At 67.8% G+C, this 14,412-nt stretch carries 10 protein-coding genes; 7 read left to right on the top strand and 3 right to left on the bottom strand.

Going from position 1 to position 14,412, the window contains the following annotated elements:
- Nucleotides 1–11 precede the first annotated feature (11 nt).
- A complete protein-coding gene (locus tag G5C50_RS05345) occupies nucleotides 12–599 on the bottom strand; it encodes a DUF1795 domain-containing protein (RefSeq protein WP_165066096.1) in 588 nt (195 codons plus the stop codon).
- Nucleotides 600–1,275: 676 nt separating this feature from the next.
- On the opposite strand from G5C50_RS05345, the gene G5C50_RS05340 reads away from it, so the two are divergent.
- Nucleotides 1,276–3,204 carry an ABC transporter permease family protein gene (locus G5C50_RS05340; protein ID WP_165066093.1) on the top strand — a complete coding sequence of 643 codons (1,929 nt, stop codon included), beginning with the start codon at nucleotides 1,276–1,278 and terminating at the stop codon, nucleotides 3,202–3,204.
- Nucleotides 3,205–3,338: 134 nt separating this feature from the next.
- Nucleotides 3,339–6,329, top strand: a complete 2,991-nt coding sequence (locus tag G5C50_RS05335) for a PVC-type heme-binding CxxCH protein (protein ID WP_165066090.1) — start codon at nucleotides 3,339–3,341, stop codon at nucleotides 6,327–6,329.
- Here G5C50_RS05335 and G5C50_RS05330 read toward each other — a convergent pair.
- Nucleotides 6,259–7,698 (bottom strand): alginate O-acetyltransferase AlgX-related protein, encoded by a 1,440-nt coding sequence (locus G5C50_RS05330; RefSeq protein WP_165066087.1) that lies wholly within the window; start codon nucleotides 7,696–7,698, stop codon nucleotides 6,259–6,261. The two genes, G5C50_RS05335 and G5C50_RS05330, sit on opposite strands and share 71 nt — an antisense overlap.
- A gap of 182 nt (nucleotides 7,699–7,880) precedes the next feature.
- Here G5C50_RS05330 and G5C50_RS05325 point away from each other — a divergent pair, with 182 nt between their 5' ends.
- Complete coding sequence (locus G5C50_RS05325) at nucleotides 7,881–9,875, top strand: hypothetical protein (RefSeq protein WP_165066084.1); 1,995 nt, start codon at nucleotides 7,881–7,883, stop codon at nucleotides 9,873–9,875.
- 275 nt (nucleotides 9,876–10,150) lie between these two features.
- On the top strand, nucleotides 10,151–10,618 hold the full coding sequence (locus tag G5C50_RS05320; RefSeq protein WP_165065742.1) for a hypothetical protein: 468 nt from the start codon (nucleotides 10,151–10,153) through the stop codon (nucleotides 10,616–10,618).
- 20 nt (nucleotides 10,619–10,638) lie between these two features.
- Here the strand turns inward: G5C50_RS05320 and G5C50_RS05315 are convergent, their stop codons facing one another.
- On the bottom strand, nucleotides 10,639–12,126 hold the full coding sequence (locus G5C50_RS05315; protein ID WP_165066081.1) for a leucyl aminopeptidase: 1,488 nt from the start codon (nucleotides 12,124–12,126) through the stop codon (nucleotides 10,639–10,641).
- Between the two features lie 194 nt (nucleotides 12,127–12,320).
- Here G5C50_RS05315 and G5C50_RS05310 point away from each other — a divergent pair, with 194 nt between their 5' ends.
- The 3 genes from G5C50_RS05310 (at nucleotide 12,321) to G5C50_RS05300 (ending at nucleotide 14,354) form a co-directional block, all read left to right on the top strand.
- Nucleotides 12,321–12,764: a GNAT family N-acetyltransferase gene (locus tag G5C50_RS05310; protein ID WP_165066078.1), complete on the top strand. Its 444-nt coding sequence runs from the start codon at nucleotides 12,321–12,323 to the stop codon at nucleotides 12,762–12,764.
- A 153-nt stretch (nucleotides 12,765–12,917) separates the two neighbouring features.
- On the top strand, nucleotides 12,918–13,385 hold the full coding sequence (locus tag G5C50_RS05305) for a PEGA domain-containing protein (protein WP_165066074.1): 468 nt from the start codon (nucleotides 12,918–12,920) through the stop codon (nucleotides 13,383–13,385).
- A 108-nt stretch (nucleotides 13,386–13,493) separates the two neighbouring features.
- On the top strand, nucleotides 13,494–14,354 hold the full coding sequence (locus tag G5C50_RS05300) for a carbon-nitrogen hydrolase family protein (protein ID WP_165066071.1): 861 nt from the start codon (nucleotides 13,494–13,496) through the stop codon (nucleotides 14,352–14,354).
- Nucleotides 14,355–14,412 lie beyond the last annotated feature (58 nt).

The raw sequence follows: 14,412 nt of genomic DNA, 5'->3' as shown, positions 1-14,412 counted from the left end.
AGGACGAATGGTCAATAAGTCGAAGGCGGCGGCAGAGTCAGCGAACCCAGGATCGAATCAATCGCCGGCGCGAGTTTCTCCTGGGCCGATTCGGGCGTCCTCCAGACGAAGAAAAGCGAGCCGTCGGATCGAGGGAAGCCGATCGTGACCTCTCGGGTCGGGACCAGATTCGGGCCCTCCGCGGGGACGCCGAGTCCGGTCGGAGCGATCTCAGTTCCGGTTCCCGGCGCGACGATCTCGATTCGGGCCGCCTCGACGCCCGCAATCGTCTCGACGCGATGCGCGACGAGCGTGAAGCCTGGGAGATTCGTGAACCGATTGACGATGGCCGCGAGAAGCCGATCGGCGTCGCCGTCGGGGTCGGGAACGGTCCGATAAACAATCAGCGACGAGCCCTCAGGCCCCGACCAGGAGGCCAATCGCCGGCCGGGGGCTTTCCAGGTCTCGCGGTCGACGGCCTTCCAGCCGTCGGGAAGTTTCAAGCGGGATGCGAAGCCCTCAGCCGTCGAGGACGGCTCGCAGCCGACTCCGAGGAGGAGGAATACGCCCCACGCTGCGAAGACGCCGCGGCGCGCGAGGACGAGTGATGCGTGAGCCACGCCTGAACCCCTTGCCCGAAAACCGAGATGAAGCGCAAATCGCGACGGACGGCTTCAAACGAGGCGAGGAGGGCGATCGAGTCGGTCGACGAGGGGGGCCGGCTCGGGGCCGCGCTCAGCAGATCCCCACGATTCGCTCCCGAGTGTTGGAACGGCCGGCGTCGACAGCCCCAGGGCAGGCGCGGCCTTGACGACCACGCTGGTCGAGGACGAGGGGGTCTCATCGCTGCATCGAGGTCGGCGAAGGACGGCAGGCGCCGGTGCGTCGACTCGCTCGGAAGTCGTCCCGTCCTGCCACGAAATCGTGCGGGAAAGCACGGGGCGCTCGGGAGTATGGCAACCAGCGGCCCGGGATTCATGTGTGGAGGCGAGCAGGACCAAGACCGCGGCCGCGAAAGCGACGCGGGTCCAGGATCGTCCCATTCTCGGGCGATCGGATCGGTCCAAGGCCGGGGCTCCGCACGAATCGGAAGTCCAGTCTGCGATAGGCGTCCCTCATCGTAAGGGAGCCGCTTCAGCCATGTCAACGGCTGCCCCGGACCCCTTGGTCCCTCTGCCGCCGGTTTGCTACACTGGCCGTCTGGGGACGTTGCAGCCGGTGAAGATACGCCCATCGCTTCGCCTGCCCGTTCCTCCCGCCCGCCTGTTCTCCGTTCGACCGTTTGGGGGATCGACCTTGTTCGCCGGACCGATCATCGCCCGGGAATTGCTGACGGCGCCCCGGAGCCTGCGCTATTACCTCTGGCGGGCCTCGTTCGCCTGCTTCCTGTTCATCCTTCTCTGGACCGCCTGGCAATCGATCGTCGGCTGGCAGGACGTCCGCGAGTTGGGCCTGTTGGCGAGGTTCGGCGGCGTGCTCTACGGCATGTTCGCCATGCTCCAACTGACGCTCATGCTCTTCTTCGCCCCACTCTCGACGGCCGCGGCGGTGGCCTACGAGAAGGACCGGCGGACGTTCACGCTCCTCCTGATGACGGCCCTCTCCGACCTGGAGATCGTGCTGGGCAAGCTGACGGCCGGCCTGTTGCACATCGTGGTGATGCTGGGCGCGGGGATCGGGCTGCTCTCGCTCTGCGCCCTCTTCGGCGGGATCTCCTTCGGCCAGGTCATCAACCTGTTCGCGGTGACGGCGGCCTCGGGCGTGGCGGGCGGTGCGATGGGGCTGCTGATCGCCCTCTGGCGCGATCGGACGTTCCAGTCGATCTCGTTGACCATCCTGATGGTGGTCTTCTCCGTGACCGGCGTGGAGTTGTTCAGCGTCTTCTTTCCGGACCTCCAACTCATGGGGGTGCCGGTGGCGGAAGTCCTTAACCCGTATCGGGCGATGCTCGCCGTCCTCTACCCGGCTGCCGATCAATCGACGGGCGTCGTCTATGGGTCGAGCCTGGTTTACATCGCCGTTCGGCTGACGTTCGCGGCCTTGATCGTGACGTTCGCAACCTACATGCTCCGCGTCTGGAACCCGGGGAACAACGAGCCCCGCGAGCAGTCCGACGAGGAGGCCGAGGTCGTCGAGACGCTGATCGAGGTCCAGGAAGAGGCGGCCGTTCCGGCCGGAGCCGCCGCGGCTGGGTCGACGCTTCATCGCGGGGGAGGCGGCGAGCGATCGGCGCCGACGGTCGCTGTCGGCGGCGGGCCTTCCGGGTCCGGCGGGAGCGAGGAAGCCGGCGCGACGACCGGACTTCACGTGCCCCGCCGCACGCACCGTCGAATCGCGGCGGCGCCCAAGCCGTACCGGTCGGCCTGGGCCAACCCGATCCTTTGGCGTGAGCTGAAGACCCGCGCCTATGGGTCGAAGCCGCTCATCATCAAGGCCTGCTACCTGCTGCTGTTCGCGCTGGGCGTCGGTTTCTTTCTGAGCCTTTCCCAGGGCCTGGAGGAGCCGCTCGCCACGGGCCTCGGCCTGATCCCCGTCGGCCTGGCGATCCTCAGCCTGGTCCTCATCAACGCTCAGGGCGTGACGTCGCTCACCAGTGAACGGGACACCGGCGCGCTGGACCTGCTGCTGGTCACCGAGCTTTCTCCCAGCGACTTCATCTACGGCAAGCTCTTCGGCGTCCTGTACAACGCCAAGGAGATGGTCGTCCTGCCGGTCCTGCTGGCGATCTACCTCTGGTGGACGAACCGATTGTCGGGGGAGAACCTGGTCTTCTTCACGGCCGACTACTTGCTCTTCTGCCACTTCGCCGCGATGCTCGGCATCCACGACGCGATCACCTACACCAGCAGCCGAACGGCCGTGGCGCACAGCCTGGGGACGATCTTCTTTCTGATGGTGGGCATCCTGCTCTGCTCTTACCTGATCATCTTCAGCGACCGCGAGTTCGGCCGGCAGTTGCTCAGCTTCATGATCTTCATCGGCGCCGGCAGCGTCGCGCTGTTCAGCTCCCTGGGGGCGAGGAACCCTTCGCGGGCGATCGCCCTGGTGGCTTTGCTCACCCCGTTCTGCTCGTTCTACTGCATCATCAGCCTGCTCAACGGCGACTTCCTGGCGGCCTTGCTCGTCAGCGCCGGCGTGTACGGCTTCGCACTCATGGCGATGCTGGTCCCCGCGGTTGGGGATTTCGACATCGCCCTGGGCCGCACCAACGCCATCCAGGGCTGACGCCCGGACCCGCCCCTGCCTGCAACGACCCCAAGACCCGGCCTCCTCTCCGGCCGGCGACGAAGCGTGAGATCGAGGCCGACCGGGACCTCCCCGACCCGGCCGTTGGACGAACTCCGAGGAGCCGCCGAAGGATGACGAATCGACCAATCGCCCTCGCCCTGGCGACCTTCCTGGGCCTTACGGCCGCAGCGACCGCCCAGGAAGACCTGGCCCGTGAACTCCCTCGGATCCCGGCCCATGAGCCGGCCGAGGCCCTCGGCACCTTCGCCGTTCATCCCGGCTTCCGGCTCGACCAGATCGCCGCTGAGCCGCTGGTCAAGAGCCCCGTGGCCGTCGCCTATGACGCCGACGGAGGGCTGTACGTCGTCGAGATGCGCGGCTATCCCTTCATCGAGGACAAGCCCTCGGGCACGGTCGCCCGGCTGGAAGACCGCGACGGCGACGGCCGGTTCGACGTCCGGACCGTCTTCGTCGACGGACTGATGTGGCCCACGGGCGTCGTTCCGTACGACGGCGGCTGCTTCATCGCCGTCGCGCCTGAGATCCTCTACGCCAAGGACACCGACGGCGACGGCAAGGCCGACATCCGCAAGGTGGTCTTCACGGGCTTTGAGACTGGCAACGTCCAGGGGCTTCTGAATAGCCTGCACTGGGGCGACGACGGCTGGATCCACGGCGTCACCAGCAGCAACGGCGGCCTCATCCGGACCGTCGAGCACGCCGACCGCCCGGCCGTCTCCGTCCGCGGCCGCGACTTCCGGTTCAAGCCCGACACCCTCGTCTTCGAGGCGACCTCGGGCGGCGGCCAGTTCGGCTTCGGAACCGACGATTGGGGCCACGGCTTCACCTGTAACAACAGCAACCAGATCCGCGAGATCATCCTCCCCGCGCGGGACGTCGAGCGGAACCGCGCCTACGTCCCTCCCGGCGTGATCGCCGACATCCCGTCGGACGGTCCTTCCGGCCCGGTCTTCCGGATCAGCCCGCCAGAGCCCTGGCGGATCGTCCGGACCCGCCAGCGCGTCGCCGATCCTGAGATGAAGAAGCGGCTGTCGCACACGGAGCAGTTCGCCTTCGGCTACTTCACCTCCGCGACGGGCGTCACCATCTACAAGGGGACGGCCTATCCCGAGGCCTACCGCGGCAACGCCTTCATCGGCGACGTCGGTGGCAACCTCGTGCATCGCAAGACGATGAAGGTCGCCGGCGCGACCTACGTCGCCGATCGCGCCGAGAAGGACGTGGAGTTCCTGGCCTCCAAGGACAACTGGTTCCGCCCGGTGAACTTCGCCAACACGCCCAACGGCACGCTCCTGGTCGTCGACATGTACCGCGAGACGATCGAGCACCCGATCTCCATCCCCGAGCCGATCAAGAAGCACCTCGACCTGACCAGCGGCAAGGACCGCGGCCGTCTCTACGAGTTGCTCTCCGACGGCCCCCGGCCGCTACGTCATCCGAAGCTGAGCAAGGCTCCCGTCGCCGATCTCGTCGCGCTGCTGGCCGATCCCGACGCCTGGTGGCGTGAGACCGCCCAGCGGCTGTTGATCGAACGGAAGGACGACGCCGCCGTTCCGCTCCTCCGCAAACTGGCCGAGAGCCGGCCCACGGCCCTCGCCCGACTGCACGCCCTCTGGACGCTCGACGCGCTGGGCAAGCTGGACGACTCCTACATCGCGATGGCCCTGGCCGACTCGGAGCCTCGCGTCCGCGAGCGGGCCGCGAAGCTCGCCGAGGGCCGCATCAAGACCGACCGCGCCCTGATCTCCAACGTCTTACCGCTGGCCGACGACGCCGACCCGATGGTCCGGTTCCAGGCCGCCCTGACGCTCGGCGACGTCAACGACGACCCGCGCGCCATGGACGCCCTCACCGTGATCGCCCGTCGCGACTCGGACGACCGCTGGACCCGCGCCGCCGTCCTGACCTCGATCGCCGGCCACGCCCCCGACTTTCTCGCCCGCCTGTCGAATGGGGACTTCCTCGACACCGACAAGGGCTCGCCCTGGCTGAACGATCTGGCCACGATGATCGGCCAGGCCAAGGACAAGGCGGCGATCGAGAAGGTCGTGGCCGACCTGTTCGCCGGCAACGCCTCGGACGAACTCCGGGGCCGCGTGGTGCTGGCCGTGGGCGCGGGCCTGAAGCGGGCCCGGGGATCGCTCAAGGACACCCTCTCCGAAGAGACCTGGAAGCGGCTCGACCCGCTTTTCGACGCCGCGGCGAAGACGGCCGATTCCAATGCGGCTCCCGCTCGGCGGGCGTCGGCGATCGCGCTGGTCGGCCTGAGCGGGCCGGATCGGTCGCTCGAAGCCTTGCCGGGGCTGCTCGACGCTCGTCAGGCCTCCGAGGTCCAGCTCGCCGCGCTGCGGGCGCTGGCCGAGCAGAAGGGGCCGGCCGTCGCCAAGGCGATCCTGGAGCAGTGGAAGACCATGAGCCCCACCGCCCGTCGCGAGGCCGCCGAAGTCCTCTTCAGTCGCGGCGAATGGGTCTCCGCCCTGCTCGACGCCGTTGAGGCGAAGACGCTGGCCACCTCCGAGATCGACCCGCTCCGCCTGAAGCAGCTTCGCGAGAACCCCGTCTCCGAGGTCAAGGCGCGGGCGCTCAAGCTCTTCGGCTCGGCCGACGCTCCTCGGGCTCGCGCTTCGGTCATCACCGCCTTCAAGTCGGCCCTCGAAGGTGAAGGCGACCGCGAAAAGGGACGGGCCGTTTACTCGAAGGTCTGCGCCACCTGCCACCGGGCCGAGGGGCTCGGCGTGGAGGTCGGCCCCGACCTGGCGACGGTTGCGACTCGCTCGCCCGAGGACATCCTGACCCACGTCCTCGACCCGAACCGCGAGGTCGCCGCCAACTACCTCAACTACAACGTGGCGACCGCCGACGGCCGGGTCATCTCGGGGATCATCGCCTCCGAGTCGGCCGCCGCGCTGGTGCTCAAGCGAGCGGAGGGGGTCACCGAGGTCGTCCCCCGCGAGCAGATCGAGCAGATCGCCTCGTCGGGGATCTCGCTGATGCCCGAAGGGCTGGAGCAGGATCTCAAGCCGGTCGACTTCAAGGACCTGATCGCGTTCGTCCGGTCGATCCGGTCGGCCAGTCCGGCCCCGGCGACCGCGCCGAAGTAAGCTGATCCCGGACGAGCCGTCGGCGGTCGCCGAGCACCTCGGCGACCGCCTCGGCCGCAGCCTGGTGACCCTGGGCCGACCAGTGGGTGTCGTCCGCCAGATAGACCAACTCGCCGGCCTCCGCACGGGTGCGGAGGGCCGGCGTGAGGTCCAGGAAGCTGATCTCCGGCGAGGCCGCTCGGACGGCCTCCTGCACCTTCGCGGGCAGGTCGTCGACCTGCCAACCAGGGCAGGGGGAGTCGGCGTCGAACTCGCAGAGATCCCGATAGACCCGAAACTTGGCCGGCACGAAGGCGACCACAAGGTCCATTCCCTGCCTTCGGCAAGAGGCCGCCGCATCGGCGAAGACCTCCTTCAGCCGCTCCAACTTCTCCGGCTTCGCCCGACCGGCGACGGCCGAGGCGTTCCCCTCGTGGACCCCGCAGGAGAAGTAGAGGTCGGTCGCCGAGGATGATGATGCATCGTGACGCCTCCCAGTCCTGGACTGCGCGGGAATCGCGGCGTCGCGGTCGTCGCGCCGGACGAGCCAGCCGGCGGCGTTGCGGGCGAACGACCGGGCGTACCAAGCCTTGCGGAACGACTCCGGCCTGAGGGCTCGCACGCGGTCGCGGTCGGTCGGATACGAGTCCAGGTCTTGCAGGTCGTTCCCTTCATAGAAGAACCAGACGCACGTCCGCGGGCCGAGTTGAGGGCCGTATCGGTTGAGCACGGCCAACTCCTGGCGCGGTCCATAGCCCGTGCGGCCAAGGTTGGCGACGGGGGCGTCGATCAGCGCGGAGAGGCGGGCGGAGACGAGTTCGGCGTCGGCGACTTGCAGGCCCTCGACGAACGAGTCGCCGATCAGGGCGACCTCGGCGGATTCAAGCCGGGCCGGGTTGCGGAAGCCCTGGGCGTCGAGCGTCGTATCGCAGTCGTAGGCGGGGCCTGGAGGCATTCCTCGAAGGTCGTGTCGGTCTGACCCCTGGAATCGCAGCCGCAAACGTTGGTCGGGTTTGCGGACGAAGAGGAGGTCGGGATCGGGAAGATTCCCTGATCGCTTCCAGGGGGGCGTGGGCGTGTGGAAAACCTCGCGATAGTCGACGACTCCGAGAGCCGCGGGCGATTCCATCAGGGTGAAGGCCGCAACGAGCGACGTCGTACAGGCTCCGATCCGGGCCAGCTTTCCCGCCGGGCTCCACCGCGCCATCGCCAGCACGGGGCACCAGGCCGCGAGATAGGCCAGGACGACGGTCGCGATCAGGTGCTCGGGCTGGGCGTCGCGAGTGTGGAGCGTCTGGCGGGCGAACCAGGCGACGAGGGCCCACCAGCAGGCCGCCGTGAGGACCCGCGCCAGGCGTCGACGTCTTGGTGTCATGGCCGTTCTGCGCATGCGGGAACCTCCGTCCTTGGGCGAGGACGGGCGATTAATAGCCCGAGGCTGAATTCTGTCAACCCGACCGTTGGGGCGAGGGGTTGCCTTTCGAGGTCCTGGAGGCGACGATCGACGTTCGGAGTCCGACGACTGTGGGATTCCGGATCCCCGGTCCTTCGGCGAGGTTTGAGACGGTCCCCATGCCCGAGATGAGCGGTCGAAGCTCCACGAGGTTGGAGCCGGAGGAGTCCTGGACGTTCGTGACCGAGTCCCCGCTCAAGGGGATGGCGTTCGCTCGCGAGGCCGGCCGGATCTTCGCCTGGGACGAGGGGAACCAACTCTACCTGCTCAACGCCCACGGCGAGCCGGTTTCGACGACTCGATCGCCCAGCCGGATCCTCGCCGGTGCCATCAGCGACGACGGCTCGCTCGCCGTCGTTCTCTGCGACCACGATGAGGCCGGTCTGCTCCTGCTCAGCGGCGACCTGGAAGTCCTGGCCGAACGCGCTGCGCCCGCTGAAGCGTCGTTCGTGACGACCGATCCATACGGCCGTTACGTCGCGATAGGGAGTCGGCTGGGGGCGGTGCAACTCGTCAACCGCCATGGACGAGCGGCGGGGCGGATCGAGACGATCCAGCCGATCGCCCATTTCTGCTTCGTTCCCGATCGCCCCTTCGCCGTCGGCGCGGCGGCGTTCGGGATGCTGGCGGGAGTGGAGCTTGGAGCGTCTCGGACGCCCGGCCGGCTGGAGCCGGAGGTCGCCTGGCAAGACCGCTTGATGTCGAACGTCGGCCGATTGACCGCCAGCGGCGATGGCTCGATGATCCTGGCGAGCTGTTTTACCCACGGCATCCAGAGGTTCGACCTCAACGGTCGGAACGAAGGGTCATATCATCTGGGAGGGACCGTCTCGCACGCCGTCCCCGACTTCCCCGGCCGGACGATCGTCGCGGCGACGCTTGAGGGGGAGTTGGCGATCATGAACTCGGCCGGGAACGTCCGTTGGCGGACGCGACTCGATCGCCCCGTCATCGCGCTGGAGATCGATCCCCTGGGGCGCTACGCAGTCCACGGACGCTCCACGGGCGAGATCACGCGGCTCGACTTCTTCGCCCCTGAGCCGGGTCAAAAGCGCGACGCCGCCAAGGCGAAAGCCTCGTCGCGATCGAGCCTCGGCGCGGCCGGCGGATCCAAGGCCGGCGGGGTGCGTTCGCCCGACTGGTCGGTCCCAGCCGTCCAGGGCGAGGAGCAGGCGGAGACCGCCGTTCTGGCCGTCTGCGACGATCCCCCCTGCATCGCCGTCTTCTCCACGCCGAACCGGCTGGAGCTGTTCGGCGTGGATGGGAAGAAGCTGGGGAAGGGGCCGGAGACCATGGGCGTCGGCCGGATCCTCCGGACGGCGCCGGGCTGGCTCGCCGCGGCGACCGACCGTCAGGTCGCTCTCTGCGACCTGAGGCGGAACGAGCAGCGACGCGTAGACCTGCGGCTCGTCGAGTTGACCCACCTGGCGATCAAGCCCGACTCATTCGGCCTGATGATCGTGCAGGAGCGAGACCGGATCGGCCGGGCCACGCCGTCTGGGCGCTGGATCTGGAAACACGAACTGCCGACGCCCATCGAGGACGTGGCCATCGGCTCCGAGGGTTTCTCCGCTGCGACGACTGGCGACGGCCGGCTTCTGATCTTCGACCCGGCCGGTGAGGCATCCCAGACCGGCGGCTTCGACGCCTCGGATCCTCCGTTCTTGATCGAGGCCCCGGAAGGGTCGCCGTCGGGGCTGGCCTGGGTCACGCTCGCTCGCCGGGCCCAGCAGCTTTGCGGCCACGGGCTCCGAGGCGAGGTCGTCTGGACGCGTCGGCTTCCCTGGGAAGGATGGTCGCTCGCACGCCTCGGACCATTCGCCATCGTGACGTCCGCCGACGGCCGGGCGATGGCCTTCGACGGTGCAGGGGACGTCCGAGCCGAGGCGGCTCCCAGCGGCGCGACCAACGACGTCTTCGGTCTCGACGCCGACGGCCGGCTGATCCGGGTCGTCCGTAAGGAAGTGCACATCCTGTGCGCCGGCCTCGACGGCCGAGTCCGCTGGCGGGTCGTCGCCCCCCAGACAGTGGGGCCCTGCGCGGCCGGCAAGGCGGGGGTGGCCGTCATGATCGGCCACAATCTTGCATGGTTCAGGCAGGGCGGGCCCACCTGATCGACCAACCCGTCGTGTTGCGGAAAAGCATCGCTGGATGGCGGCGGCGGGCTCGACCATCCGAGCCCCCTAATCTCGAGACTTGCCAACGGCCGAAAAAGGGCGTACCTTCGAAACTTATCCGCGGTTCGTGAAAAATAGCACAGGCACACTCACGAAAGGTGAGCGTTCTGAGTATTAGATGACAGAGCGGTCGCCTCGAGTGCTTCCACACCCGGGCGGACGACTCTGGCGAAGTCCGCGGATCGGGGTCGCGTCCTTGCCTGGAGGGGTCGATGTCGCCTCTGTCGACGGCTGAAGTCGAGATCGAACCGAAGGTCCGATCAAGCCTTCAAGAGCGGGGGGAGCTGGAAGCCCTTCGTTTCAAGTGGCTCGAGAGCGAGAAAGTCGGCTACGACCTCGGCGAGAGCGCCATCCGTCAGTGGATCGGTCGCTACTGGAACCGCTTCCTCCGCCAGCGCTGGCTGGAACACCTCCACGGGGATGTTTGTTGGGTCGAGTTCGATTCCCGCAGCTTCGCCGTGCTCCATCACTCCGGACTGCTCGCCTCATCGCTGACAGAGACCATTCTGGAACGCTTCCGCTGGGGTGAGGAGAACCTCCACATCATCCAGTGGGCCATGGAGAGTTCCCAGCCAATGGACGAGGTCCGCTCGATCCTGACGGCTCTGGACGTGAACAGCTCGCGCCTCTCCTGCCAGTTCGACCCCGCCCGCCCTCGGTTCCGCACCGCGGCGGGCTGAGCCGGTCTTTCCGCCTTCTCTCAACTCGCCGCTTTCTCCAGGTAAGCAACCAGGGTGCGGACGAAGCAGCCCGTGCCCCCGACGTCGCGCGTCGAGGCCTCGTTATCGCTCCAACTGGGGCCGGCGATGTCCAGGTGGACCCAGGGAATGCCGGCGGTGAACTCCTCCAGGAACTTGGCGGCGGTGATCGCCCCGCCCCACTTGCCGCCGACGTTCTTCATGTCGGCCACGCTGCTCTTGAGGGCGTCCTTGAAGTCGTCGTCCAGAGGAAGCGGCCAAATGCGCTCGCCGGCCGTCTTGCTCGCGTCGGCGATCTCGCCGGCGAAGGGCTCGTCGTTGCTGAACAATCCGGCGATCTTCGTTCCCAGGCCGACGATGCAGGCACCCGTCAGGGTGGCCAGGTCGAGCATCCGCGCCGGCTTGGACTCGGCCGCGTAGCTCAGGGCGTCGGCCAGGATGAGGCGGCCCTCGGCGTCGGTGTTGAGGACTTCCACGGTCTTGCCGTTACGCATCTTGAGGACGTCGCCGAGCTTCATGGCGCGGCCGCCGGTCATGTTCTCGGTCAGAGCGAGGTAGCCCTTGACGTTCACCGGCAGCTTGAGGCGGGCGACGGCCAGGATGGTCGCCGCCACGACCGCCGCGCCGGTCATGTCGGACTTCATGTCCTCCATGGAGGCGCTCGGCTTGAGGCTGAGGCCCCCCGAGTCGAACGTCACACCCTTGCCGACGAGGGCCAGGACGGGGGCGTCTCCGCCTTTAAGGTAGTCGAGCGTGACGAAGGCCGGCGGCTCGTCGGAGCCCGCAGCCACGGCCAGCAGGCCGCCGAACTTCTCCTCGCGGATCTTCGCCGCGTTCCAGACGTGGACGTCGATCCCCTGGTCGGCCGCCGCCTTGCGGATGACCTCGGCCAGAACGACGGGCGGCTTCTCTCCCGGCGGCGTGTTCGCGAGCATCCGCGCCATGTTGACCGCCTGGCCGACGACCTCTCCCCGCGCGGCGATCTGTTCCAGCTCGGCGACCGTCGCGTCGGTTGTCCCCTCAGGGACGATCAGGTCGAGCGGGAAGGCGTGGCGGTTCGGTTCAGCCTTATGCAGCCCTGGGCTCTGCATGCCGACCATGATTCCCTCGACCAGCGAGGAGACGAGCGTCGGGCCGCCAATCTCCAGGACGGCCGCCAGACTGACGACGACGCGGTCCCGCGGCTTTCCCGCCAGTCGCTTCGCCATCGCGACCCCCGCAGCATAAGCTCCGCGGGCGTCGATCTTGGCCTTCGACCCTAGCCCGGCCAGCAGCAGCGAGGGCGCGAGGAACCCCGCCGGCGCGTAGAGCGTGACGGTCTCGCCAACCGATCCTTTGATCTCCTTCTCGTCCAGCAGGCGCGTCGCGAGCGGCTCGATCGAAGTCCCCCGCAGGTCCGAGGCGATTCCGCCTTCCTTGTCGAAGATCGGCGTGACGACCCAGGGCGCGTCTACGGTCGTCAGCGGCTGACGGATGATCCTGATCGTCATAATGGCGGGCTCGATCCTTACAAATGACAAGGGTTGGGGGCCGGTCCCGCGACGTTGTAATCGGCGACCGGACCCCGATGATCGCAGGGGTCTCCGAACGCGCCAAGGCGTTTCCCCTCGCTCTGGACGGGCCGCGCGGGCATCATCGGAGTTCGTAGCCGCGTTGCGAACGCATCGACGATCCGGGTGCCGCCATGACCATCGTCCCCATCGCCAGGGCTGATTACCTGCGCCTCGTGGAAATCTGGGAGGCCTCCGTTCGCGCCACTCACGACTTCCTGACCGAGGCCGATCTCCAGGTAATGAAGCCGCTGATCCTGAACGGGTATCTCGACGCCGTCGATCTGGCGGGCGTTTGCGACGACTCCGGAGAGTTGGTCGGCTTCCTGGGGACGCATGAGAATCGGATCGAGATGCTGTTCGTCGCCCCGGAGATGCGCGGGAAGGGCTTCGGCCGGATGCTGATCGAGCATGCCGTCGATCGGTTGGGGTGCGACGAGGTCGACGTCAACGAGCAGAACCCGCAGGCCGTCGGCTTCTATTTGAAGCTGGGCTTCCGCCAGGTGGGGCGGTCGGCGCGGGACGGTCAGGGGAACCCGTTCCCCCTGCTGCACCTGAAGCTGCCGGTCGAAGCGTGACCGAGCCGTCGGAAAGCTGCCGCAAGCCGCCTTGTCGGTCCTTGGCGTCAAGGTTAGAATCCCGGCCGCTATGACCCTCCGGAGCGCCGATGCGTCCCGGCGGGTCCGCCTCGAAACGGTCCGGAACGGGCCGACGAGATGGGAGAGCCAAGGATGGTGAGATCTCCGAAGGTCGTCCGCACTGCCGCGGCGCTGGCCCTGGCGGCCGGCTGCCTGAGCATGGAAACCGGCTGCGTGATCCGGCGGTACACGATCCGCTCCGACCCCCCCGGCGCGCAGGTGATCGTCAACGATGAGGAGATCGGGCCGACGCCCGTCTCGAAGTCGTTCGTTTTCTACGGCGATCGCGAGATCACGCTGATCAAGGACGGGTTCGAGACCAAGACCGTCGTCCAGCCGGTCGCGGCGCCCTGGTGGGACAACCTGCTCACCGAGTTCTTCAGTGAGAACGTCGTCCCGTTCACGCTGCGGGACGAGCGCGAGTTCACTTACGACCTTCAGCCAGCCCGATCGCCCGGCGCCAACGATGTCCTCGAACGCGCTGAGAGCCTGAGGGCCGAGGCTCAGGCACCGCCCAAACCGAGGCGTCGCGGGATTCTCGCCTGGCTGGGCTTTGATTGATCCAAGACCTATCGAACTCAAGTCGCCGACGCCCCGAATCCGATCAGGAAGATGCGGCGGGTCGTCGGCCCGCAGTCGCCGTCCCCAGGGATGTGGGAGTGGACTGACGTGAAATTGACGGCCGCCGCCGTACAGATGCCGAGCGACCTGCTGGACCTCTCGGCGAACCTCCAGCGCGCCGACGGGCTGCTCCGCCAGGCGCGCGACGCCGGCGCCGAGCTGGTCGTCCTGCCCGAGCTGTTCAATACGGGCTACAGTCTCTGCCCCGACTTCGGGCCGTACAGCGAGACCCCCGAGGGGCCGACGCTCTTGTACCTCCTTCGTCGGGCCCGCCAGTGGAAGATGCACATCGCCGCCGGCTACGTCGAGCGCGAAGGTCGACACCTGTATGACTCGCTCGCGTTCTGCACGCCGGACGGCGAGCTGCACGTCTACCGCAAACGGAACCTCGTCTTCTGGGAACGTTTCCGGTTCCACCCCGGATCGAAGCCCCTGGTCGTCACGACCCCCTGGGGCCGCGTCGGCTTCGCCGTCTGTGCGGACATGATCTACCGCCGGGTCTGGAAGGGCTACCGCGACAACATCGACCTCGCGGTGGTTTCGGCCGCCTGGCCGGAGTTCGCGGATCGTGCGAGCGGCCGTCGCCACTGGCTGCTGGGGCACGTCGGCCCGCTGTGCAGCGACATCCCCGCGCAGGTCGCGCAGGATCTGGGCGTGCCGGTGGTTTTCGCCAACCAGTGCGGCGAGACCCAGACGCGGATTCCGCTCCTGCACACGACGATCCACGACCGGTTCGCCGGCCGCAGCAGCATTTGCGACGGGCTTCACGGGGCTCCGCTCCGTGCCGGCCTCGCTCCGGACCTCCTGATTTCCTCTGTCACCATCCATCCGAAGCGAGGATTGAAGTCGTGGCATTTTACGTCCCCCTCGGCCCGCGCGGCGGCGTCTTTCGCCTCGGAACCTTCCTGATCGGTATCATGGGGGGGATGGCCTATCGCAAGGCGTACCGTCGCCGCGACATGGCCTT

The sequence above is a fragment of the Paludisphaera rhizosphaerae genome (assembly GCF_011065895.1).
GTDB lineage: Bacteria > Planctomycetota > Planctomycetia > Isosphaerales > Isosphaeraceae > Paludisphaera > Paludisphaera rhizosphaerae.
This window is presented reverse-complemented; position numbering and strand designations above follow the sequence as displayed.